Source organism: Aneurinibacillus soli (assembly GCF_002355375.1).
Lineage (GTDB): Bacteria > Bacillota > Bacilli > Aneurinibacillales > Aneurinibacillaceae > Aneurinibacillus > Aneurinibacillus soli.
Map to the genome: position 1 here is coordinate 820813 of NZ_AP017312.1, position 23364 is coordinate 844176.

21 protein-coding genes and 1 riboswitch are annotated in these 23364 nt (G+C 47.8%); of the genes, 20 read left to right on the forward strand and 1 reads right to left on the reverse strand.

What is annotated here, in order from left to right; all coding sequences use genetic code 11:
• Window positions 1-56 precede the first annotated feature (56 nt).
• Window positions 57-1163, forward strand: coding sequence for a tRNA 2-thiouridine(34) synthase MnmA (gene mnmA / locus CB4_RS04170; protein WP_096463718.1), 1107 nt, complete (start codon window positions 57-59; stop codon window positions 1161-1163).
• A gap of 67 nt (window positions 1164-1230) precedes the next feature.
• Here mnmA and acnA read toward each other — a convergent pair whose 3' ends face one another.
• Window positions 1231-3969, reverse strand: a complete 2739-nt coding sequence (gene acnA / locus CB4_RS04175) for an aconitate hydratase AcnA (RefSeq protein WP_096463719.1) — start codon at window positions 3967-3969, stop codon at window positions 1231-1233.
• Window positions 3970-4128: 159 nt separating this feature from the next.
• Between acnA and CB4_RS04180 the strand changes: the two genes are divergently transcribed.
• From CB4_RS04180 to CB4_RS04260, 19 genes are all read left to right on the forward strand, one after another.
• Window positions 4129-4317 carry a hypothetical protein gene (locus tag CB4_RS04180; RefSeq protein ID WP_096463720.1) on the forward strand — a complete coding sequence of 63 codons (189 nt, stop codon included), beginning with the start codon at window positions 4129-4131 and terminating at the stop codon, window positions 4315-4317.
• 110 nt (window positions 4318-4427) lie between these two features.
• The gene (locus CB4_RS04185) at window positions 4428-4928 is read left to right on the forward strand and encodes a CcdC family protein (protein ID WP_096463721.1); all 501 of its coding nucleotides are present in this window, start codon (window positions 4428-4430) and stop codon (window positions 4926-4928) included.
• Window positions 4929-5049: 121 nt separating this feature from the next.
• A complete protein-coding gene (locus tag CB4_RS04190) occupies window positions 5050-5751 on the forward strand; it encodes a FadR/GntR family transcriptional regulator (RefSeq protein WP_172890787.1) in 702 nt (233 codons plus the stop codon).
• A 122-nt stretch (window positions 5752-5873) separates the two neighbouring features.
• The gene (lldP, locus tag CB4_RS04195) at window positions 5874-7529 is read left to right on the forward strand and encodes an L-lactate permease (protein ID WP_096463723.1); all 1656 of its coding nucleotides are present in this window, start codon (window positions 5874-5876) and stop codon (window positions 7527-7529) included.
• Window positions 7530-7647: 118 nt separating this feature from the next.
• A complete protein-coding gene (locus CB4_RS04200) occupies window positions 7648-8382 on the forward strand; it encodes a (Fe-S)-binding protein (RefSeq protein WP_096463724.1) in 735 nt (244 codons plus the stop codon).
• The gene (locus CB4_RS04205) at window positions 8379-9878 is read left to right on the forward strand and encodes a LutB/LldF family L-lactate oxidation iron-sulfur protein (protein WP_096463725.1); all 1500 of its coding nucleotides are present in this window, start codon (window positions 8379-8381) and stop codon (window positions 9876-9878) included. Before CB4_RS04200 ends, CB4_RS04205 begins: the two co-directional genes overlap by 4 nt.
• Window positions 9878-10552, forward strand: a complete 675-nt coding sequence (locus CB4_RS04210; RefSeq protein ID WP_096463726.1) for a LutC/YkgG family protein — start codon at window positions 9878-9880, stop codon at window positions 10550-10552. The genes CB4_RS04205 and CB4_RS04210 overlap by 1 nt, the downstream gene beginning before the upstream one ends.
• A 135-nt stretch (window positions 10553-10687) precedes the next feature.
• The gene (locus CB4_RS04215; protein WP_231956141.1) at window positions 10688-12280 is read left to right on the forward strand and encodes a spore germination protein; all 1593 of its coding nucleotides are present in this window, start codon (window positions 10688-10690) and stop codon (window positions 12278-12280) included.
• Window positions 12281-12303: 23 nt separating this feature from the next.
• Window positions 12304-13515, forward strand: a complete 1212-nt coding sequence (locus tag CB4_RS04220) for a Ger(x)C family spore germination protein (RefSeq protein WP_096463727.1) — start codon at window positions 12304-12306, stop codon at window positions 13513-13515.
• Between the two features lie 18 nt (window positions 13516-13533).
• The gene (locus CB4_RS04225; RefSeq protein WP_231956142.1) at window positions 13534-13770 is read left to right on the forward strand and encodes a hypothetical protein; all 237 of its coding nucleotides are present in this window, start codon (window positions 13534-13536) and stop codon (window positions 13768-13770) included.
• A 64-nt stretch (window positions 13771-13834) separates the two neighbouring features.
• Window positions 13835-14875: a GerAB/ArcD/ProY family transporter gene (locus tag CB4_RS04230; RefSeq protein WP_231956235.1), complete on the forward strand. Its 1041-nt coding sequence runs from the start codon at window positions 13835-13837 to the stop codon at window positions 14873-14875.
• Window positions 14876-14948: 73 nt separating this feature from the next.
• Window positions 14949-15113: a hypothetical protein gene (locus tag CB4_RS20810; RefSeq protein ID WP_157737782.1), complete on the forward strand. Its 165-nt coding sequence runs from the start codon at window positions 14949-14951 to the stop codon at window positions 15111-15113.
• Window positions 15114-15266: 153 nt separating this feature from the next.
• Window positions 15267-16817, forward strand: coding sequence for an L-glutamate gamma-semialdehyde dehydrogenase (pruA, locus tag CB4_RS04235; RefSeq protein ID WP_096463728.1), 1551 nt, complete (start codon window positions 15267-15269; stop codon window positions 16815-16817).
• A gap of 22 nt (window positions 16818-16839) precedes the next feature.
• Window positions 16840-18042, forward strand: a complete 1203-nt coding sequence (locus tag CB4_RS04240; protein WP_096463729.1) for an ornithine--oxo-acid transaminase — start codon at window positions 16840-16842, stop codon at window positions 18040-18042.
• 28 nt (window positions 18043-18070) lie between these two features.
• A riboswitch (cobalamin riboswitch) is annotated at window positions 18071-18242 on the forward strand.
• Window positions 18200-18358 carry a hypothetical protein gene (locus CB4_RS20815; protein WP_157737784.1) on the forward strand — a complete coding sequence of 53 codons (159 nt, stop codon included), beginning with the start codon at window positions 18200-18202 and terminating at the stop codon, window positions 18356-18358. It overlaps the preceding riboswitch by 43 nt.
• Window positions 18355-19422, forward strand: coding sequence for a nicotinate-nucleotide--dimethylbenzimidazole phosphoribosyltransferase (cobT, locus tag CB4_RS04245; RefSeq protein WP_096463730.1), 1068 nt, complete (start codon window positions 18355-18357; stop codon window positions 19420-19422). Before CB4_RS20815 ends, cobT begins: the two co-directional genes overlap by 4 nt.
• A 139-nt stretch (window positions 19423-19561) precedes the next feature.
• On the forward strand, window positions 19562-21061 hold the full coding sequence (locus CB4_RS04250; protein WP_231956143.1) for an MDR family MFS transporter: 1500 nt from the start codon (window positions 19562-19564) through the stop codon (window positions 21059-21061).
• Between the two features lie 113 nt (window positions 21062-21174).
• Window positions 21175-22689 carry a cobyric acid synthase gene (locus tag CB4_RS04255; RefSeq protein WP_096463731.1) on the forward strand — a complete coding sequence of 505 codons (1515 nt, stop codon included), beginning with the start codon at window positions 21175-21177 and terminating at the stop codon, window positions 22687-22689.
• A 13-nt stretch (window positions 22690-22702) separates the two neighbouring features.
• Window positions 22703-23350 carry a precorrin-2 dehydrogenase/sirohydrochlorin ferrochelatase family protein gene (locus CB4_RS04260; RefSeq protein ID WP_096463732.1) on the forward strand — a complete coding sequence of 216 codons (648 nt, stop codon included), beginning with the start codon at window positions 22703-22705 and terminating at the stop codon, window positions 23348-23350.
• Window positions 23351-23364: the final 14 nt, after the last annotated feature.

Below are 23364 nucleotides of genomic sequence, written 5' to 3' on the forward strand. Positions count from 1 at the left end.
ATGAGTGAACGAAGCAGGCTGGCTTCTGAATTATGCAAATAAGGAAGTTGATATAGATGAATAAAGCACCAGAAAACACAAGGGTCGTAGTTGGAATGTCAGGCGGCGTGGATTCTTCCGTCGCAGCTCTGTTGCTTAAACAGCAAGGATATGATGTGATCGGCATCTTTATGAAAAATTGGGACGATACCGATGAATTCGGCCACTGCACGGCCGAAGAAGATTACGAAGATGTGCGCCGGGTATGCGGTCAGATTGGTATTCCATACTACACGGTGAATTTTGAGAAAGAATACTGGGATAAGGTATTCACATATTTTCTGGATGAATACAAAAAAGGCCGGACGCCAAATCCAGACGTGATGTGCAATAAGGAAATTAAATTTAAAGCCTTCCTTGAGCGTGCGCTTGATCTGGGTGCAGATTACGTCGCAACAGGTCATTATGCGCAAGTGGACTTCCATGACGGGGAGTACCGCATGCTGCGTGGCGCAGATGCGCGTAAGGATCAGACGTATTTCCTTAATCAGCTCGGTCAGGAACAATTGTCGAAGACGATGTTCCCATTGGGGCATCTTCCGAAGACGGAAGTGCGTGCGATTGCTGAAAAAGCGGGGCTGGTGACGGCGAAGAAGAAAGACAGTACGGGCATTTGCTTCATCGGGGAGCGTAATTTTAAAGAGTTTCTTAGTTCATATCTTCCGGCAAATCCAGGTGAGATTCGCAGTGTTGATGGTGAGGTCAAAGGACGTCATGATGGGCTTATGTATTACACGCTCGGTCAGCGACAGGGGCTTGGCATTGGCGGTGGCGGTACTGGAACAGGTGAGCCATGGTTTGTCGTCGGCAAAGACCTCGCACAAAATGTTTTATACGTAGCGCAAGGTGATCATGACCGTCTGTATACAGACTGGCTGGAAGCGAGCGACTTACACTGGGTAAGCGATCGGGCGGAACCTGCTACATTCCGCTGTACAGCGAAGTTCCGCTATCGTCAGCCTGATCAAGGGGTAACCGTATATGTAGAAGCGGACAATCGCTGTCGGGTCGTGTTCGACGAACCGCAGCGTGCGATTACACCAGGACAGGCGGTTGTGTTCTATGAGGGTGATGTGTGCCTAGGTGGGGCAACAATCGACCGAACAGAGAAAAATCAAGCGTAATATCAATTTTATGAAAAAAGCTGTACGTCTGCCGTCTGGCAGATGTACAGCTTTTTTTTTGTGGGGATTAGGAAGGTGAAGGGATCGATTCATGCGGTTCCTGGACAAGGTTGCGGAGTACCATCTGGAGAATTCCGCCGTTCCGGTAGTAATCAATCTCGACATCCGTATCGAGTCGAACCGTGCAGACAAAAGAGAACGTTGAGCCATCTGGTCGTGTTGCTTGAACTGTAATGTCCTGGCGTGGCTGTACATTATCTCCAAAATCTAAAATGGAGAATGTTTCATTGCCTTGAATGCCGACAGTCTCTGCGCTCATGTTCTCCTGGAATTGGAGTGGAAGTACACCCATGCCGACAAGATTGCTGCGGTGAATTCGTTCGTAGCTTTCTGCGATCACGGCCTTAACACCGAGCAGCAGCGTTCCCTTGGCCGCCCAGTCACGAGAACTTCCGGTTCCGTATTCTTTGCCTGCGATAATCATGAGCGGCGTGTCGGACTCCTGATACTTCATCGCAGCATCATAAATAGACATGACTTCGCCAGTTGGCAAGTATGTCGTAACACCGCCTTCTGTTCCGGGAGCCAATAGGTTACGGATACGGATGTTGGCGAATGTACCGCGCATCATGACTTCGTGATTCCCACGACGTGAGCCGAAGGAGTTGAAGTCACGTATCTCCACGTTCTTGGATTGCAAATACAGACCCGCCGGACCGTCTGGCTTAATCGCACCCGCTGGAGAGATGTGATCGGTTGTGACGGAATTGCCGAGCAAAGCGAGTAATTTAGTATTCTGAATCGGTTTGATAGAATGAACATCAAGCGAGAAGTCTGTAAAGAAAGGCGGTGATTGAATATACGTCGATTGATCGTTCCATGTATAAATCTGCTCTTTCGGAATATCGATTTCATTCCAGCGTTTGTTAAAGGCATGGACATTATCATATTTTTCGCGATACATTTCCGGTGTAATAACGGAATCAATCACGGCCTGAACTTCAGCAGGCGACGGCCAAATATCTTTCAGATAAACCGGATTATTGCTGTCATCATGTCCGATAGGATCATTGAACAGGTCGATATCCATCGTTCCAGCAAGCGCATAAGCAACTACAAGCAGAGGGGAAGCCAGATAGTTAGCCTTGATCAGTGGATGAATACGGCCTTCAAAGTTACGGTTTCCACTTAAAACGGCCGCTACAGTCAGATCATTTTCTTGAATGGCGCGTGACACTTCCGGGATGAGTGGACCGCTGTTGCCGATGCACGTTGTACAGCCGTAGCCAACGGTTTGGAATCCGAGCTGGTCCAAATATTGTGTCAGCTTGGCATCATCAAGATACTGGGTAACGACACGGGAGCCGGGGGCGAGGCTGGATTTCACATTCGGATTGCGGTGGAGACCTTTCTCGACAGCTTTTTTGGCCAAGAGTCCCGCGCCGAGCATAACGGACGGATTGGATGTGTTCGTACAGCTGGTGATCGCTGCGATGACAACGGAGCCGTTATGCAGTGGGGCTGCACTACCATCCGAATACGTAACAGATACTTCCTGCTTGATTTGTTCATCAGATAGGCCGAAGCCGCCTTCTTTGATCGACTTGCGAATGGTCTTCTCAAAGTCTTCCTTCATGTTTGTCAGTTCAATACGATCCTGCGGGCGCTTCGGTCCGGCAAGCGATGGCACGACGGAGGATAGGTCAAGTGTGAGCACTTCTGAGTACGTAAGTGAGGCGCTATCATCGCGGAACATGCCTTGTGTTTTGGCATACTCTTCTACAAGCTTGATGTGCTCTTCCGTGCGCCCTGTTGTGTGCAAGTAGCGAATGGTCTGCTCGTCAATCGGGAAAAAGCCGACTGTTGCCCCATATTCCGGCGCCATATTGGCAACAGTTGCACGGTCTTCAAGCGGCATGGTAGACAGACCGGAACCGAAGAATTCCACGAATTTGCCGACTACGCCTTTTTTACGCAAAATGTTCGTGACAGTGAGTGCGAGATCTGTAGCGGTTGACCCTTCTGGAAGTTCGCCTGTCAGTTCGAAGCCAACGACGCGCGGGAGCAGGAAATACATAGGCTGACCGAGCATCGCCGCCTCTGCCTCGATGCCCCCAACTCCCCAGCCAAGTACGCCAAGCCCATTCGCCATTGTTGTATGAGAATCGGTACCAACAAGTGAATCAGGAAATACAGCTATGCCTTCTTCTGTCTTACGTTCGGTCACAACGGATGCTAGATATTCGATGTTAACCTGATGCACGATGCCGACAGCTGGCGGGACTGCACGGAAGTTCGAGAAGGCCTGGGTTGCCCAGCGCAAGAATTCATAGCGTTCCAGATTGCGTTCAAACTCGCGCTCCATGTTGTAGCCCAGTGCTGTTTCTGAACCGGCCTGATCGACCTGTACGGAATGGTCGATCACAAGATCAACGGGAATAAGCGGATTGATTTTTTCGGCGGGCATGCCGATTTTTGCTACGGCTTGACGCATCGCAGCAAGGTCTACTACGGCAGGAACACCTGTAAAATCTTGCAGGATCACTCGGGCAGGCAGGAACGGAATCTCATGCATGTCCTCCGGTGCGGGATTCGGATTCCAGGACGCAATCCGTTTTACATGTTCATCTGTAATAGCCCTTCCATCCATATTACGCAGGACGGCTTCAAGCAAAATTTTGATCGAAACAGGCAGGTGCGAAATTGGGCCAAGACCATTTTCTTCAAGTGCTTGTAGACGGTAATATGTCTGACCGCTCGAAAGCTGTGCGCGGCACATATCACGCAAAGATTGTTTGTTCGTCATGCAATTACCTCCGTGTATCCAATTTTGTGCTGTTTTAGTATGTACGATTTCGTGTGAACTATAAGTGTGGAAAAGGAAGGGATGTATGAAATGCTTTTGCTTACTTCATCCTAAGCAATGTACTTCTTAACTTCACGATCTCAAAGGAGGACATGTTTCATGACGTATGCCCAGTATGATCCAAATGAGCAGAAACATATGGCGTTTGTTGAAGATGTGTCAGAAGGAATGGACCGTATGATGGATGAAGGGGGCGGTGTGGTAGATGAAGTAATCGCGTACCGCACACCAACTATGCGTAATGATTTGGTCGAGAAGAATGCGGTTGATTATCAGCAAACAGAGTAGCATACGTAGAAGAGAAGAAGTGCCATTCCGATCCATATGCGGATGGCACTTCTTTTTGACGAATAAAAAAGCTGATGTATAATAAAATTGTATAGAAAGGAGAATGTCTCATGAGTGTAGCTGTACTGAGTACGATTGTAGTACTTTTCATGGCTGTAATGGCGTTTTTTATACGAATGCGAGCGGCCAAAAAGCCGGTTTCGGCGAAAAAGATTATACTACCACCGTTCTTTATGAGTACGGGATTTATGATGTTTCTTTATCCACCTACGCATGTACCGGTCACCTATGCGGTTGCTGCGTTTGTCTGTGGAATGATACTGTCGTATCCGTTGATCGCAACATCACGTTTTGAAGTAGTTGGCGATCATATATACATGAAACGGTCGAAAGCCTTTTTAGTTATTTTGCTTGGGCTGATTGCAATTCGGACGACTTTGAAATCGTACATTGGAATGTATATCAACCCAATGGAAACAGCCGGGATCTTCTTTATCCTTGCATTCGGGATGATTGTGACATGGCGAATTGCGATGTATTTTACGTATATTCGTTTTCAACGTGACCTAAAAAATGACTATGATCTTACTATGAATCCAAGCCGCCAATGAGCGGCTTTTTTTATTTTTGAAATATATCTTCTATGAATATTGACAAAAGACTGAAAAGTTATTACTATAATTTCATCCGATAACATCAGATGATCTGATCATGTGTAGAGGAGGCGTCTGTGTGAAAGCGATACCAATGATACGAGCGCGCAAAACATATGAAGAGGTAGCGGATTATTTACGTGAGCTCATTATGTCTGGTGCATATATGCCTGGGGAGCAGTTACCTTCATTACGCGAACTGAGGGACATGCTTGGTGTGAGCCAATCGACCATTCGAGAAGCGTTGAGTTCGCTCAAAACAATGGGTCTCATCATAATCAAGCAGGGAGAAGGCACATTTGTAACACGACATAAACCGGAAGAGCTGCTGTCGGCGTTTGAAGCGATTCGTCCGGTTACTCGGCAGGATATTATTTCTATTCTTGAAGTTCGCAAAATCATTGAAAGCGGAAATGCCAAACTGGCTGCTGAACGTAGAACGGACAGCGAACTGCTGGAGATTGAGAAAGCGCTTTCGGAAATGAAGCAGGCGCTTGAGAATGGCGAACTGGGCCATGAGGCTGACTGGAAGTTTCATTACGCAGTGGCCCGTGCTTCTCATAATCATGTGCTGGAATCTGTCATGCTGTCTATTTCGGAAACGATGGAAACATCTTTGCGTACAAGCCGCATGAAGCTGTATACGCGTCGGGGAAATCCGGAGGTACTGTACCAGGAGCATGTGAGTATTTATGAGGCGATCCGTGCACAAAATGTAAACAAGGCGGAAGAAGCCATGCTGTATCATTTAGTAGGGGTGGAGAAAAAGATGCTGTCCTAGCATTTTTTCACCCTATAACATCGGATGATCTGACTTCAGATGACCTGAAAACATAAAAGAGGGTGTACGCCGCAAGGCTTGCCATATAAAAAATAATTACAGAGAAAAAAGAGGTGTATATCATGCAAACGTGGACACAAGTATATAGTCCGCTAGGAAGTCTAGGGTTGTCAGCTGTTGTTGCACTTATTCCAATTGTTTTCTTCTTTCTGGCACTCGCCGTGTTTCGGATGAAGGGACATACAGCAGGCTTGATTACGGTTCTGCTGTCGCTTGCGATTGCCATACTTGTATACAAAATGCCAGTCTCGATGGCGCTTGCAGCTACAGGGTATGGATTTATGTATGGGTTATGGCCGATTGCCTGGATCATTGTAACCGCTGTCTTCTTGTATAAAATTACAGTGAAAACCGGACAATTCGAAATTATTCGTTCGTCTGTTGTGTCGATTACGGAAGATCAGCGTCTGCAAATGTTGCTTGTCGGTTTTGCATTTGGCGCATTTCTGGAAGGTGCAGCTGGCTTTGGTGCCCCGGTAGCGATTACAGCAGCTCTGCTTGTTGGACTTGGTTTTAATCCGCTGTATGCGGCAGGTCTGTGCTTGATTGCCAATACAGCGCCGGTAGCATTTGGTGCGATGGGTGTTCCGATTATAACAGCCGGTCAGGTGACCGGACTTGACGCGCTCCATATTGGACAGATGGCAGGTCGCCAGTTGCCAATACTTTCTTTATTCGTACCGTTCTGGATTATTATCATTATGGATGGCATCCGTGGGGTGCGTGAGACATGGCCGGCTATTTTAGTGGCGGGTGGATCGTTTGCGATTACACAGTATTTCACAGCTAACTTCATTGGACCGGAGCTGCCGGATATTACGTCTGCTCTTGTCAGCCTGATTGCGCTGGCTGGATTCCTCAAAGTATGGAAGCCAAAGCGAATCTTTCGTTTTGAAGATGGTGGCTCTGCAAGCGTAGAGAAAGTAAACACCGAAGTGAAATATACAGGCGGACAGATTTTTAAAGCGTGGTCTCCATTTATTATTCTGACCATAATGGTAACGATTTGGAGTTTGCAGCCGTTCAAAGACTTATTTGGGAAGACAGGCGCATTAAAAGCGCTCGTGTTTAAAATCCCGGTGCCGTATCTTGATAAGCTTGTTATTAAGACGCAGCCAATTGTAACGAAGCCAACGCCGTATGATGCGGTGTTTAAATTCGATATTTTATCCGCAACCGGAACGGCAATCTTGCTGGCGGCGATTATTACGATGATTGTGTTGAAGTTTAAACTGAGTGATGGGGTCAAATTGTTTGGAGAGACGCTATCGGAACTGAAAAAGCCAATTCTCTCTATCGGTCTAGTGCTTGCGTTTGCGATGGTGGCCAACTATTCGGGTCTGTCTTCTACACTGGCGCTCGTGCTGGCCGGAGCAGGTGGATTGTTCCCATTCTTCTCACCGTTCCTTGGCTGGCTCGGGGTATTCCTCACCGGTTCCGATACGTCAAGCAATGCGCTGTTCTGTAACTTGCAGAGTGTAACAGCTCAGCAGATTGGTGTAAAAGAGACGCTGCTTGTGGCGGCAAATACAAGTGGCGGGGTTACCGGTAAGATGATTTCACCACAGTCGATTGCGGTGGCCTGTGCAGCGGTAGGGCTGGTCGGCAAAGAGTCTGATCTGTTCCGCTTCACGCTAAAGCACAGTCTGTTTTTTGCGACGATTGTTGGGGTTATCACATACATTCAGGCGTATATGCTGCCATGGATGATTCCATAAAATAGAAACAGAATAGTACAGGGAAGAGATAAGGGAATAAAAAGCAGGTGGGAGAGGTCGCTGTGAAGTCTGACAGTGGTTCTCCCTCTTGGTGTTTTAATGAACGGAGGGACTATTGATGAAAGTTTCTATTTTTATTACGTGCCTATCAGATGCGATTTATCCGCGTGTGGGCGAAGCGATGTCACGTCTGTTGGCGAGACAGGGTGTCAAGTTGCATTTTCCAGAAACACAGACGTGCTGTGGTCAGCCAGCGTTTAACAGCGGCTACTGGGACGAGGCGCGAGCGAGTGCGAAAACATTGTTGGATGCATTTGAAGACAGTGATTTTGTTGTTTCGCCATCCGGGTCTTGTACGGGGATGATTCATCATTATTACCCGCAGTTGTTTAAGGATGATCCAGCTATGCTGAAGCGTGCTGAAGCGTTTATTGAAAAAACGTATGAATTTTCCCAGTTTCTCGTCGGCGTGCTTGGCGTGACCGATGTGGGAGCGTACTTCCCACATAAAGTGACGTACCATCCATCCTGCCACGGAAGTCGTTTGCTTGGCATTAAGGACGAACCACGCACGCTGCTCGAAAACGTCAAAGGAATGGAGTTCGTTCCACTGCCATTTGCCGAAGATTGCTGTGGCTTTGGAGGGACATTCGCAATCAAAATGTCGGAGATTTCCGGTGCGATGGTCGAAGAAAAAGCCAATCATGTACTGGAAACAGATGCTGAAGTGTTGGTTGGTATGGATATGGGCTGTCTGATGAATATTTCAGGTCGTCTAAGCCGGGAAGGGAAGCCAGTACGAGTGATGCATATCGCAGAATTGCTGTATGAAGGGGTGAAACGGCAGTCATGAGTTCATTAGATCCAAAGTTAAAACTAAAAGAACGTGCTCACGTATCCTTAAATGACGAGTTCCTTCGCAATGCTGTTAAGTATACAACGGAAAAACTGCGTTCTGGCAAGAAGCTTGCATCAGAGGAGCTGGGCAATTGGGAAGATTGGCGGGAACGAGCCCGACAGATTCGCCTGCATACGATTGCAAATCTGGATTATTATTTGGGTCAGTTCGTGCAAAATGCGCGTGAGGCAGGTGTACACGTTCACTTCGCCCGTACGGCCCAGGATGCAGTAGACATCACGATGCAGATTGCCAAGGAGAAGCAGGCGCGTTCGGTCGTGAAATCCAAGTCGATGGTATCTGAAGAGCTTCATATTAACCATCGTCTTGAAGAGATCGGTGTAGACGCGATTGAGACGGATCTTGGAGAATACATCATCCAACTCGCCGGAGAGACCCCATCTCATATCATCATTCCGGCGATTCATAAAAACAAGCAGCAAGTAGCCGATTTGTTTTCGGAGGAAGCGGGAGAAACGCTTCCGGCTGATACGCCAGTATTGGCTGGCTTCGCTCGTGCGAAGCTGCGTGAGAAATTCTTAGAAGCCGATATCGGCATGACTGGTTGCAACTTCGCGATTGCCGAAACGGGCTCGATCACACTGTTTTCAAATGAAGGAAACGCCCGTATGGTGAGTACGGTGCCGAAGACGCAGATTACGTATATGGGAATGGAGCGCATCATTCCATCGCTTGACGATCTGGAAGTGATGGCGACGATGCTTCCGCGTTCGGCGACGGGTCAGAAGCTGACTGTCTATATGTCCGTCATTACAGGGCCGCGTCGCCGCGAGGATTCGGATGGACCGGAAGATATGCATGTGATTATTCTCGATAATGGCCGTTCCCAGCAGCTCGGTGATCCTGAGTTTCAGGAAGTGCTCAATTGCATTCGCTGCGGAGCTTGCCTGAATGCGTGCCCGGTATATCGCCATGTTGGTGGTCATACGTATGGTTGGGTATACAGTGGTCCGATTGGGGCTGTGCTGACGCCGCGCCTGAATGAGGACAAACAGAAGTGGGGCGAAGTTGCGTATGCGTCGAGCTTATGCGGAGCGTGCTATGAAGCATGCCCGGTCAAAATTCCGCTGCATGATATGCTGGTCTATATTCGTCGGCAAAATGTAGAAGGTGGGCTGACTCCGGGTGCGGAGCAAACCGCATTTAAGGGATTTAAGTATGTTATGTCTGACTATAAAAACTTCCGCCGCGTGCTGAAACTTGGCAGGTTGGGCCAGAAGTTCGTTGCCCAGGATGGGGTTATCAAATCAAAGCTTGGTCCATTGAAAGGTTGGAATGAATATCGGCATGCGCCAACACTGGCGAATGAATCATTCCGCGATTCGTGGAAAGCGCTCGACCATGATTTGCAGCGCGAAGTGTCGGAGATGGACCCGGCTGTGCTGAAGCGCCTGAAAGAAGCAAAGCAGAAGCGGGAGGGGAGAGAATAATGGCAGTAAGCGAACAGGAGTTTTTGAATCATATCGCACAGCGTCTGAATCGTCCACGTGTAACGGAAAAGCCGCAGCATCCGTTTCGCGGAGCACCAGACTTCTGGCTGCAGTATGAGCTAGCATCAGATGAACGAATTGAACTGTTCATGGCGAACTGGCGTGCGAATGGCGGCACAGCAGAACGTGTGGGGAGCATGGAAGAAGTGCGGAGCTATATTGTAAGCATGGCGCAGACGATGAAGGCGAAATACATGATTCGTTTTGATCATCCAGCTTTGAACGAGATGAAGATAGAATCGGATCTGCCGGGTGTTGAGATGGCTGTCTGGAATGAAAACGGGGATGATTTGCTCGCGAAAGCTGCCGGGGCTGATATCGGCATTGCCGTAATGGATTATGCGATTGGGCATACAGGAACGGCAGTATCAGTATCAGCTTCGACTCAAGGACGTTCCGTAAGCCTTTTGCCGACGGTTTTTGTGGCGATTATCCGGGCGGAAGATGTGAAGACGCGAATGGGCGAAGTGATGAAAGACTTAACTCGTCGTTTTGGTACGAAAATGCCGGCAGGAATTCACTTTATTAGTGGTCCGAGCCGGTCAGCGGATATTGAGAATGATTTGACAATCGGTGTGCATGGACCAGGAATTGTGCATGCGCTTATTGTTTAGGAAGCAAAACGACCATACGTGCTGCGGCGCGTATGGTCGTTTTATATTGGTGCATCCTTGCAGTGATGTGATGGGTAAATGTTCATATATTCTTATAAAATTCCTTTCTTGTGCACATCATAGGGTAAGACAACGATGATGAGAGTGGGAGTGAATAAGAACTTGATAAAAAAAATACGAAAAAGCATAACAAAGCACTCCCAATCTCCACAAAAAACGCAGCATGAAGAACCGGAGCAAACAAGCTTGCTGAGCACTAGCCTTGAAAAAAATATTCAGCAGGTAAAGCAGCAAACCGGAAATAGTACAGATTTGATCAGTAGAGAATTTTGTTTTGGCAAAGAAGAGATCAAGGTTGGATTCATTTATATAGATGGTATTGCTGATAAAGATGTGGTCTCTCGTCTTATTGAGTCTGTTATGCTGCATATCGAAGAGGTAGATCTTACGTCAGAACAGTTCCTGCAGCAAGATTTACTGACCGTATTTAAGCAACATGCTATTACAGTAGGGGATATTCAATCCATTCCTGATCTTCAAGCTTTATATACAGCTATTTTATCTGGTGACACGGTTATTCTTATCGATGGATGTGTACAGGGGATAGCCGTCAGTACAAGAGGATGGGAAGCACGGGGGATTGGAGAACCGACAGCGCAAACGGTTGTTCGAGGACCACAGGAAGGTTTTACGGAGACATTGCGCACGAACACGGCTATGGTAAGACGAAAAATTAAAAATCCGAATCTCTGGTTGGAAACAAAGCAGATTGGACGGATTACCCAAACAGATGTGGCTATTATGTATATCAAGGAGATTGTTACGGATGAAGTGGTGGATGAGGTACGCCGTCGGCTTGATCAAATTGATATCGATGGCATTCTTGAAAGTGCTTACATTGAAGAATTAATTCAGGATGAGACATACACGCCTTTTCCAACTGTACTCAATACAGAACGACCCGATATTGTCGCTGCTGCGCTTCTAGAAGGCCGCGTGGCGATTTTTGTTGATGGAACACCGTTCGTTTTATTAGTACCGGCGTTGTTTACGCAGTTTCTTCAGTCGGCTGAAGATTATTATCATCGTTCTGATTTTGGCCTGATTCGTTTTTTGCGCTATCTATCATTATTTATTTCCATGATGGCCCCATCACTCTATATTGCGATTACAACGTTTCACCAGGAAATGCTGCCGACCACGCTGTTGATTAGTCTAGCGTCTCAGCGGGAAGGGATTCCGTTTCCGGCTTTTGTGGAGGCTCTGATGATGGAAATTACGTTTGAGCTTTTGCGTGAGGCAGGGATTCGAATGCCAAGAGCTGTCGGCACATCGATCTCGATTGTAGGAGCCCTGGTACTTGGACAAGCAGCCGTACAGGCAGGGCTGGTATCACCGGCTATGGTCATTGTTGTGTCGATCACAGCGATTTCTAGCTTCATATTCCCAAGTTTCGATATAGGGATTTCTGTAAGGATGCTGCGTTTTGTTTTGATGGGGCTTGCTGCATCGTTTGGTTTATATGGGATGATTGTCGGGATCATTGCGATCGTTCTTCATCTATGCAGTCTACGTTCTTTTGGGGTTCCGTATATGAAGCCATTTTCGCCACTTGTTTTGTCTGATCAGAAGGACAATCTGCTTCGGGTACCCTGGTGGCAGATGCGTACTCGCCCGCACTTATTGAATCAGAAAAACGTTGTTCGCCAGCAAAAGAGAAATAAATAACGGAAATTAAAGGGGCGTACAGTATGAAGCGAACGATTATCGTTTTATCAAGCCTCCTCATCATTGTGATGGTAATAACGGGATGCTGGAATCGAAGGGAATTGAATGAGCTTGCTATTGGTGTGGCAATCGGAGTGGATAAACGAAAAGATAGCTATGTTTTGTATGTTCAAGTTGTGAATCCAGGGGTCATTGCTCAGAAAGGAGGGGGAGGAGGGCCCATGTATACTCCGGTCACAACGTATGAGATGACAGGGAAGAGCATATTTGAGGCGTTTCGTCGGATGACAACAATAGTTCCGCGCAAGATTTACTTTTCTCATCTGCGGATCGTAGTGATCAGTGAGCAGGTAGCCCGTGAAGGAATACGAAACACATTGGACTTTTTTTCCAGGGATCATGAAATGCGCAGCGACTTTTACATCGCTGTGGCAAAAAATACGAAAGTGCAGCAAATACTTACTTCCTTTACAGCGATTGAAAAGCTTCCGGCGGCTAAATTGTTTAGTTCTCTTCAGGTATCAGAAAAGGCATGGGCACCCACGGTTGGTGTGCATTTGGATGATTTGTTGTCTAGTTTAGTAAGCTCGGGCAAAGCTGCCGTGTTACAAGCGGTTGAGCTGAAAGGGGAAAAGCCAGTGGCAAAAACCATGGAGAATATAGGACGAATTTATACACCCGCCTATTTACGATACACATCCATTGGCGTGTTTAAAAAAGATAAGCTGGTTGGCTGGTTAAATGGGAATGAAAGTAAAGGCTATAATTATATTATGGGAAAAGTAAAAAGTACGGTTGGGTATGTACCATGTGCAAAAGGGGGAAGAGTGACGAATGAGGTGATTCGTACAAAAACAGATATGAAAGGGAAGGTGGAAAACGGAAAGCCTGAGATTGAGATTGTCGTTTTCATAGAAGAAAATATAGGAGAAGTACAGTGTAACATTGATTTATCAAAGCCAAAGACGATTCGTGAAATCGAGAAAAAAGGTGAGAAAAAGACGAAAGAACTCATTGAGTCAGCGATAAAGGCTGCACAAAAAAAATATAAATCAGATATTTTTGGATTCGGAGAGGCGATTCACCGGGCTGATCCGAAGTTGTGGAAACAACTGGAGAAAAATTGGGATGAGGAATTTTCTAATCTTGCGGTGCATGTGAAGGCAGATGTAAAAGTTCGACGTACAGGTACTACAGGGAATTCCTTTATCAATCAATTAGAAAAAAATGAATAATGAAAGGGGCATAGGAGTATGTTGGGTAGTATTTTTGGAATAGTGCTTGTAGCGGGTACAATGGTGTTCATTGAGGTCCCTGCTCTTGTGAGGAAGAAACAGAAAAAGGAATTGTGGGTATTTTTTCTGTTTTTGATCCTGGGAACAGGACTCAGCATCGCACAGCTCTTACGTATGCGGATTCCGAATCCGTTAGACTGGCTTACAAGTATATATAAGCCGCTTAGTGACGTTATTGATAATGTCTTAAAGTAAAAGGGCCGGTGAGATGATGCGTGAAGAAAGGAAAATTAGAGCGAGTTCATTTGCTTTGCTGGTGATGTTATACACAATTGGCAGTTCGATTTTACTTTCGCCTTCTAGTCTTACCTTTGAAGCAAAGCAAGATGCCTGGATAGGTGCGATTTTGGGCATAGGAGTGGGAATTGCGGCCGCCATTTTGTACAGTCGGTTAGGAAGATATTTCCCGAATATGACGTTAGTGGAATATAGTGAAACGATTCTTGGGAAGTGGGTGGGAAAAGGGGTTTCTGTTTTGTTTATTTGCTTCTTCTTTACTATTGCCTCTCTTATTTTGCGAAACCTTGGAGATTTTTTGACAACGCAAATTATGCCAGAAACCCCGATTCAATTCATCGAGATTATTTTTGTCATCATTGTGATCATGGGTGTCCGTCTCGGACTGGAAACGTTAGCGGGAGCGGCGGGGATTTTTTTGCCATGGTTCATTTTACTTTTAGTTATCCTTACTTTGTTTCTTATTCCTGAGATAGATATAAAAAAAATACAGCCAGTGTTCGAAGAAGGGATAAAACCCATTATACATTCCGCACTGCTATTTATGGGGTTCCCATTTTTTGAGATTGTGGCTTTTTTAATGTTTATTCCGTATGTTGATAAGCAAGAGAAGGTCGGGAAAGCATTGATTGTGGGGACAGGGGCAGGGGGACTTGTGTTATTCACCCTTACATTATTATCGGTGCTCGTACTTGGCCCTACTGCTACCGCAGGCAATGCGTATCCCAGCTATCTTCTGGCGAAAAAAATCAATATCGGGAATTTTATCACGCGTATCGAAGCGATTATGGCGATTATGTGGTTTGTTACCATTTTCTTTAAACTGGCCCTTAGCTTTTATGCATCCATCTTAGGACTTGCTCAACTGTTAAAACTAAAAGAGTACCGCATCCTAACGCTGCCTTTAAGTATGATTTTGATCGTTGCTTCTCTCGTGCTTGAGCCGAATACGCCATACCTTATAAAATTTAATGAATCCAGTTGGTGGCTATATTCTTCTACATATGGACTGATTTTTCCAGCTTTATTATTGGTGGTAGCTATGTTGCGAAAAAAAGTGTAAAGCTCTATCTCCATATTCTTCGCGATATTCAGCCATACTACGAGTGAAATCGTATCACGAAGGAGGGTAATAAGTGGAAGATAAAAAACTGAATTCAAAAGAAATCAAGGAATGGGATTCACTCGATACACCGCAGATTGCTAACTCGGAAGAAGAGAAAACAATTGACGAGCGGCTTGCTGCTGTTAATGAGAGCATTGACAGGATCAGGCATGATGTAAGGTTGGGATCAGAATAAATCAGTAAGAGATTGTCTCACTAGCTATTTTGGAGCTTTTGAGACAATTTTTTTTTGCGTTAAAACATCTTTCCGTATACGGACAAGGAAAGTTGGCGCATTCCATACATACGCTTAAAAGTATAGGCAAATGAAATCTTAGGAGGGAATCCGATGATTCCATACCGTCCAGAACCATTCACCAACTTCCTTGAAGGGCAAAATATGAGACTAATAAATGAAGCGCTCGAAAAAGTACAGATAGAGCTTGATCGCGATTATCCGCTAGTTATTGGTGGCGAAAAAATCATGACCGAGAAGAAGATTATCTCGATCAATCCATCCGCAAAAAACGAAGTGATTGGACGTACAGCGAGTGCCAGTCAGGAGTTGGCAGAAAAAGCGATGCAAAATGCGGCGGAAACGTTTAAAACATGGTCCCGTGTCCCTGCCCAACACCGTTCCCGCTACCTGTTCAAAGCGGCTGCCATCATGCGCCGTCGCAAGCATGAGTTTTCCGCCTGGCTGATGCTTGAAGCGGGCAAGAGCCGTGTGGAAGCGGATGCGGACACAGCGGAAGCAATTGACTTCATGGAGTATTATGCACGCCAGATGATCGAGCTGACTAATCGCGGAAGAAAGACTCTCGTGCCGATGACGGGCGAAGATAATGATCTGGAATATGTGCCGCTTGGCGTCGGCATTATCATCCCACCGTGGAATTTCGCTCTGGCGATTGTAGTGGGGATGACAACAGCAGCCATTGTATCTGGGAATACGGTAGTTTTGAAACCGGCAAGTCATACGCCAGTGATCGCCTACAAGTTTTATGAATTGCTTGTAGAAGCAGGTATTCCGGCTGGCGTTGTGAATTACTTGCCAGGCAATGCGTCAGACATTGGAGATTTTCTGGTGGACCATTACCTGACACGATTCATTAGTTTTACCGGCTCTCGTGCAGTCGGACTGCGCATTCATGAGCGGGCATCCAAGATCACGCCGGGTCAGATCTGGATGAAGCGTCTTGTTGCGGAGATGGGTGGTAAAGATGCGATCGTCGTTCATAAAGACGCTGACCTTGAACTTGCGGCGCAAGGAATCGTTGCATCCGCGTTCAGCTTCTCCGGTCAGAAATGTTCCGCATGCTCTCGTGTCATTGTGCATGAAGACGTATATGAAAATGTGTTGAACCGCTGCGTAGAAATGACGAAACAGCTGAAGGTCGGGGATGTGCGTGATGCTGAGATGTACACCGGGCCCGTTATTGATGAGGCCTCATTCAATAACGTGATGGCATACATCGCGATTGGTCATACGGAGGGGCGTCTCGTCATCGGCGGCAAGCCGGCAGGGGACTCTGGTTTTTTTATTGAGCCAACGATTTTTGCAGATGTAGAGCCAGATGCCCACATTATGCAGGAAGAAATATTCGGCCCGTTCGTGGCGTTTACAAAAGCACGTGATTTTGACCATGCGATGGAAGTAGCCAACAATACAGACTACGGTTTGACAGGTTCCTTTTATTCACGCAATCGTGGGCTGATTGAGCGAGCGCGTACGGAGTTTCATGTTGGAAATCTATACATCAACCGCAAATGCACCGGGGCAATCGTCGGGGTTCATCCGTTTGGTGGCTTTAATATGTCCGGTACGGACTCAAAAGCGGGAGGTCCAGATTACTTGCTGCAGTTCACGCAGCCAAAGCTAACATCGGAAGCGCTGTAAGGGATGGGAGGAGAAGTACACCATGCCAGCAGAACACAGAACTGATCGGATTATCAAGCAGACAGAAAAATACGGAGCTCATAATTACCATCCGTTGCCGATTGTCATTGCCCGAGCAGAAGGTGTCTGGGTGGAAGACCCGGAAGGTACAACATATATGGATATGTTGAGCGCTTATTCCGCGCTTAACCACGGTCACTGCCATCCGAAAATCATTCAGGCGCTGAAAGACCAGGCTGATAAAGTTACGCTTACATCACGGGCGTTCTACAATGATCGGTTGGGCGAGTTTTATGAAAAAGTAGCAAAGCTAACCGGAAAAAACATGGTGCTTCCGATGAACACGGGTGCCGAAGCGGTTGAAACGGCGATCAAAGCGGTACGTCGCTGGGCGTATGATGTGAAAGGGGTGGAAGCGAACCAAGCGAATATTATCGTGTGTGAAGGAAATTTTCACGGGCGCACGACAACGCTCACCTCGTTCTCATCTGAGGAAAGCTACCGCCGTGGTTTCGGGCCGTTTACACCGGGCTTTACGATGATTCCGTATGGGGACATTCAGGCATTACAGGATGCGATCACACCGTATACGGCTGCTTTTATGGTGGAGCCCATTCAAGGCGAAGCAGGCATTGTTATTCCGCCAGACGGATTTCTAAAGCAGGCAAGTGAGATTTGTAAGAAGAATAAGGTTTTGCTTGTGGTTGATGAGATTCAGACTGGATTGGGTCGCACTGGGAAATTGTTTGCGATGGATTGGGATGGCATTCAACCAGACCTATACATCATAGGGAAGGCGCTTGGTGGAGGAGTGTATCCGATCTCTGCGGTGGTGGCAGATGCGGATATTCTTGGTGTATTCGAGCCGGGTTCACATGGCTCGACATTCGGGGGCAATCCGCTTGGCTGTGCGGTGGCGATTGCTGCGCTTGATGTACTAGAAGAGGAGCAGCTCGTACAGCGTTCACGTACGCTTGGCGAATATTTTAAGCAGGAACTGCTTACCATTAATAGCCCGATCATTAAGGAAGTGCGTGGCCGGGGTCTGTTCATCGGTGTGGAGCTGATCGAAAAAGCACGCCCGTACTGTGAACGGCTTAAAGATAATGGACTTTTGTGCAAAGAAACGCATGACACAACCATTCGTTTTGCGCCACCGCTTATTATTTCTCAACAGGAACTTGACTGGGCGATTATGCGCATTCGCCAGGTCTTGCAAAAATAATCCTGACACGGTATGCTTACTGTAACATGACGCATACAACGCGATAGGTGCCCCGATCCGGGGAGAATAGGGAAGAAAACACGCGGGCCCGCCACTGTAACCGGGGAGCCGTCCACAGTCACTGGAATAATTCCGGGAAGGCGGTGGACAGATGGCTATGATCCGGCAGCCAGGAGACCTGCCTATTGCAAGCATTGCCGTTCACGTGGAACGAACGGATACGAACCGGATATGGCACGTCCAGGTCTTCTTTGACCTGGGCGTTTTTTGCGTTGTCGCGCATGAGCATACACAAATGGAGGAAAGCAAACGATGAATACAGCGACTACAACCAAAATTGCGAACACACTACATGAGATTCAAATGCTTGATCAGAATGCGATGACTGCAGCACGGGCACGTGTCGATTTCTTAACGAAGCCACCAGGAAGCCTGGGTGAGTTGGAAGAAATGGCAATTCGTTTAGCAGGCATTCAGCGCACGGCACAGCCGACATTGGTTAAGAAAGCAGTCACCGTGATGTGTGGCGACCATGGCGTAACGGAAGAAGGAGTCAGTGCGTTTGCGTCGGAATTGACCGGCATGATGATGGGGAATTTTACACGTGAGGGAGCCGCGATTAATGTTTTTTCCCGCCAGATGGGTGCTGACGTTATTGTAGTGGATGTCGGAAGTGCGTGCGAGACGCCAGCAGGTGTACGGAATGAGAAAGTGAAGAACGGTACGGATAATATGGCCAAAGGCTCGGCAATGAGTCGGGAAGAAGCAATGGCCGCCATCGAAGTCGGCATTCGTCTAGCGGAGGAGTTAGCATCACAGGGCTATCAAGCAGTGGCACTGGGCGACATGGGAATTGGTAATACAACGCCAAGTGCGGCACTTGTAGCTGCTGTGGCAGGCAAAGCGGTTGCGGAGATTACAGGGTGCGGCACGGGCCTTGATGAAGAGAAGCGTCAGGCCAAAGCCGTGGTGATTGAACGCTCTCTTCGGATCAATGATATTGATAGCAGCTGGCGTGACCGGATGGATGCGATTGAAGTGCTGGCTCGTGTCGGTGGACTGGAAATCGCAGGGCTTGCGGGTGTGACACTTGGGGCCGCAGCATGTGGGATGGCAGTGATTGTTGATGGTGTTATTGCGGGCGCGGCTGCGATGATGGCATTTGAGATATGTGAGAACGTGCAGGGCTATTTGTTTGCGTCTCACCTTTCTCAGGAACCGGCACATGGAGCAGCTCTGGCGCATATGTCGCTTACGCCTGTACTTCATTTGCAGATGCGTCTTGGTGAAGGATCAGGCGCGGTGCTCTTGTATCCGCTGCTTGAGGCATCTTTACGCATGATGTATGAGATGGCGACATTCTCGGATATTGGACTGTAGTAGAAAGAAATAAAAACCTGTTTGTCCTATATTGTGGGGCAGACAGGTTTTTTGTATCATGATATACTGCGAAAATGATTCAAAGCGGCATGATAAGGGATACATACGGATAGCGTAGTAGAGAAGGGGGTGTGGAAAGATGGCAGGAAAGCAAATGAATCGCCGGAACGTCACGATCGCCATGATGGTCGCTACGTTTCTAGCGGCGATCGAAGTGACGATTGTGAGCACCGCGATGCCGCGCATTGCGAGTGATCTTGGCGGACTTGAGCTGATCAGCTGGGTGTATGCGGTGTACCTGCTTACGACAGCGGTTACAACACCGATCTATGGCAAGCTGGCCGATTTATTCGGTCGTAAAATTATTTTTACGATTGGAGCGATAGTGTTCCTGATCGGGTCGATGCTGTGCGGGTTATCTGACTCGATGGAGCAATTGATCTGGTTCCGTGCGTTGCAGGGCATCGGAGCAGGTGCGGTGCTTCCGGTAACGTTTACGATTATTGGCGATATTTATACATTTGAGGAGCGGGCCAAAATCCAGGGCTGGTTTAGTTCGATCTGGGGCATATCCGGCATTGTGGGTCCGCTTGTCGGTGGATTTTTTGTCGATCAATTGTCCTGGCACTGGATTTTTTTCATTAATGTACCGTTTGGCATCATTTCGATTATTATGCTGTGGATGTATCTTGAGGAATCATTCGAGAAGAAGAAAAAGCATATTGATTATGCGGGAGTTGTCACATTTACGATTGGAATGACGGCGCTTCTGTATGCGTTTCTAACCGGAGGCCAGCAGTACGCCTGGAATTCATCGTCTATTATTGGATTGTTTGTTGTAGCAGTCGTATTTCTAGCAGTCTTCATTCGGGTGGAGTTGAAATCACCGGAGCCGATGCTGCCGCTTAGTCTGTTTAAAATTCGGACCATTTCCGTATCGAATACGGCGTCATTGCTCCTGAGTGCGCTATTGATTGCGATGAATGCGTATTTGCCGATGTGGGTTCAGGGGGTGTACGGCAAGGGGGCGACGAGCGCCGGATTAATTCTGACGCCAATGTCGATTGGATGGCCACTTGGCGCGATATTGTGTGGGCGACTCATTTTAAGCATTGGGGCGCGCAGGACGTCGTTGATCGGGATTACGATTTTACTTGCGGCATCTCTTTGGCTTGCTACGGTATCGATTGCAACACCGCAGCTTGTACTGACGCTCATTATGTTTGTGGCCGGACTTGGTTTTGGTCTGTCGATTACGGTGTTTACCGTTGTCGTGCAGTCGTCTGTCGATTGGAGTCTGCGCGGGGCGGCCACGGCGTCGAACTCTTTCCTGCGTACGCTGGGACAGGCTTGTGGGATTGCGGTATTTGGGACGTTGTTCAATTCTGCTCTTTCAGGTTATATGAGCGGGAATCGTGTTCCGGCGGGTGACATGAATCAATTGCTGAACCCGGAGACGGCAAGACTGCTTCCACCGGGGATTGTCGCGGTCATGCGAGAGGGACTGGCGAGCAGTTTGCATCAAGTGTTTCTGACCTTGTTCTTCCTTGCGGGTGCAGCGCTTCTGATTACGCTTTTCCTGCCTCGGAAAAATCCGGGGGTAGCAGGAGCCGGGAAACCTGCTGCTGAGCAGAAATAAAAATAGAGACGAAGGCGGAGCCATGTGTGGCCTCCGTCTTTTTTCTGTTTCGGATAGGCGGCTTTCTATTGTATGCTAGATAAAGAAAATAGAGAGAGAAGGGCGGTTGGAGAATGAGAGCGATTATGCTACAGGGAACATCGTCAGACGTGGGCAAAAGCGTGCTTTGTACGGCGTTGTGCCGCATTTTTTATGAAGATGGCTGGAAGGTAGCGCCGTTCAAGTCGCAAAATATGGCGCTGAATTCATACATAACACGTGATGGCAAGGAAATTGGGCGAGCGCAGGGAGTACAGGCAGAAGCGTGTCGTATTGATGCGACAGCGGATATGAACCCGATCCTGTTGAAGCCGAAAAAAGATATGATCGCGGAAGTCATTGTACGGGGTGAGCATTATGCGGATATGGGAGCGGGTGCTTATCGGGAAGATTATGTGCCGAAAGCATTGCCCGTGCTGCAAGAGTCGCTTGACCGGCTGGCAGAAGAATATGAAGTGCTTGTGATGGAAGGGGCGGGAAGTCCGGCAGAGATTAATCTGAAAGACCGGGACATCGCCAACATGAAGGCGGCAGAGCTTGCGGATGCCCCTGTTATTCTCGTAGCGGATATTGACCGAGGGGGTGTGTTCGCCTCGCTTGTCGGAACACTGACACTGCTCGATGAGTCAGAGCGGGCTCGTGTGAAAGGATTTATCATTAATAAATTTCGCGGAAAATTCTCGCTTCTTAAATCCGGGCTTGACTGGCTGGAAGAACACACAGGTCTTCCGGTACTGGGAGTTATTCCGTATGCAGATACAGGCATTGAAGCGGAAGACTCGCTTGCGTTATCGAAGCTGCGGCTCAAAAAACAAGATGAAACCGGAGACGCACTTAAAGTAGCGGTCATTCGTCTGCCGCGTATTTCGAATTTTACGGACATTGATCCGCTGTATGATGAGCCAGGTGTAACGGTGCGCTTACTTGCGTCTGTGGCCGAATGGAACAATCCAGATATCATCATTATTCCAGGGACGAAAAACACGACGGATGATTTTTTGTGGCTTACGGAAACCGGGCTGGCTGCCAAAATTCAGGAAGCGGCACAGGCTGGTGCGCACGTTGTCGGGATATGCGGCGGTTATCAAATGCTTGGGACTACGCTTCTGGACCCGGACGGTGTGGAGTCGGTACATGCAGAAATAGAAGGTCTCAGCTTGCTTCCGCTCGTGACAACCTTTCAGGCGGGGAAGCGCACGGTGCGCACGATGGGGCATGTAAGCGGAGCTACCTTCGCAGCTGGACAGGAAGTACAAGGATATGAGATTCATCTTGGACGTACAGATCGGGGAGAGGGTGGCATTCCGTTGTTTACGCTTGAGGATGGCCACATGGACGGTACGCTGAATGAAGCAGGAACGGTATGGGGGACGTATCTGCATGGTGTATTTCATAACCGTTCCTTCACCCGTGTCTGGTTGAATGACATTCGGTATAAGCGAGGATTGGAGCTGGTAGAGGCGGACGTGAAGACAGAGGCGGAGATGCGAGAAGCAAGCTACACCGAGCTGGCATCACTTGTTCGGCACTATCTTGACATGGAAAAAGTATACGAGATTGTCGGTCTCACGCAGCCGACGCGTACTTGATAGAGGAGGCCGTATGACAGAGCGATCTTATCCGGCACTGCTTCGTATTGAAGGAACGAACTGCACTGTTGTTGGTGGTGGACATGTAGCTTTTCGCAAAGTAAATAGCTTACTTGACGCCGGGGCGCGTGTGACAGTGATTAGCCCGGTGCTTGCAAACGGGCTGGCTGAGTATGCATCGAACAATATAATTATATGGAAAGAAAAACGATTTGAGGCTGATGATCTGGCAGGTGCTGTACTTGTCATTGCGGCAACCGATCAGCCGGATGTAAATGTGGCTGTGTGGGAAGCCGTTCGACCCGGGCAGTGGATTACGGTGGCAGATCGCCCGGATTTGAGTACATTTATTGTACCAGCACAAGTGCGGCGAGGTCGCCTTCTGCTTACGATTTCAACAGAAGGAGCAAGCCCTGGGCTTTCCCGGCGCATCGCTCGTGAATTGGCTGTACAGTACGATGACACGTATGACATATACACGGAGTGGCTGGCAGATAGTCGGAAGATTGTGCTGAAACAGATTGATAATCCTGTAGCGCGGCGGATCATATTCGCTGGACTTTTGACGGATGAATTCTGGTTGATTGCTTGTAACAATGATCGTTCGGCATGGGATGCAGAACTGACAAAGCTTATGTGTAAGGCAGAGCGTATCGAGTAGGTGTACTAAGAAAT

Excerpts from the sequence above, each read along its gene's own strand:
- mnmA (WP_096463718.1), top strand. The coding sequence starts at position 57 with ATGAATAAAGCACCAGAAAACACAAGGGTCGTAGTTGGAATGTCAGGC.
- acnA (WP_096463719.1), bottom strand. The coding sequence starts at position 3,969 with ATGACGAACAAACAATCTTTGCGTGATATGTGCCGCGCACAGCTTTCG.
- CB4_RS04180 (WP_096463720.1), top strand. The coding sequence starts at position 4,129 with ATGACGTATGCCCAGTATGATCCAAATGAGCAGAAACATATGGCGTTT.
- CB4_RS04185 (WP_096463721.1), top strand. The coding sequence starts at position 4,428 with ATGAGTGTAGCTGTACTGAGTACGATTGTAGTACTTTTCATGGCTGTA.
- lldP (WP_096463723.1), top strand. The coding sequence starts at position 5,874 with ATGCAAACGTGGACACAAGTATATAGTCCGCTAGGAAGTCTAGGGTTG.
- CB4_RS04200 (WP_096463724.1), top strand. The coding sequence starts at position 7,648 with ATGAAAGTTTCTATTTTTATTACGTGCCTATCAGATGCGATTTATCCG.
- CB4_RS04205 (WP_096463725.1), top strand. The coding sequence starts at position 8,379 with ATGAGTTCATTAGATCCAAAGTTAAAACTAAAAGAACGTGCTCACGTA.
- CB4_RS04210 (WP_096463726.1), top strand. The coding sequence starts at position 9,878 with ATGGCAGTAAGCGAACAGGAGTTTTTGAATCATATCGCACAGCGTCTG.
- CB4_RS04215 (WP_231956141.1), top strand. The coding sequence starts at position 10,688 with ATGATGAGAGTGGGAGTGAATAAGAACTTGATAAAAAAAATACGAAAA.
- CB4_RS04220 (WP_096463727.1), top strand. The coding sequence starts at position 12,304 with ATGAAGCGAACGATTATCGTTTTATCAAGCCTCCTCATCATTGTGATG.
- CB4_RS04225 (WP_231956142.1), top strand. The coding sequence starts at position 13,534 with ATGTTGGGTAGTATTTTTGGAATAGTGCTTGTAGCGGGTACAATGGTG.
- CB4_RS04230 (WP_231956235.1), top strand. The coding sequence starts at position 13,835 with ATGTTATACACAATTGGCAGTTCGATTTTACTTTCGCCTTCTAGTCTT.
- pruA (WP_096463728.1), top strand. The coding sequence starts at position 15,267 with ATGATTCCATACCGTCCAGAACCATTCACCAACTTCCTTGAAGGGCAA.
- CB4_RS04240 (WP_096463729.1), top strand. The coding sequence starts at position 16,840 with ATGCCAGCAGAACACAGAACTGATCGGATTATCAAGCAGACAGAAAAA.
- CB4_RS20815 (WP_157737784.1), top strand. The coding sequence starts at position 18,200 with ATGATCCGGCAGCCAGGAGACCTGCCTATTGCAAGCATTGCCGTTCAC.
- cobT (WP_096463730.1), top strand. The coding sequence starts at position 18,355 with ATGAATACAGCGACTACAACCAAAATTGCGAACACACTACATGAGATT.
- CB4_RS04250 (WP_231956143.1), top strand. The coding sequence starts at position 19,562 with ATGGCAGGAAAGCAAATGAATCGCCGGAACGTCACGATCGCCATGATG.
- CB4_RS04255 (WP_096463731.1), top strand. The coding sequence starts at position 21,175 with ATGAGAGCGATTATGCTACAGGGAACATCGTCAGACGTGGGCAAAAGC.
- CB4_RS04260 (WP_096463732.1), top strand. The coding sequence starts at position 22,703 with ATGACAGAGCGATCTTATCCGGCACTGCTTCGTATTGAAGGAACGAAC.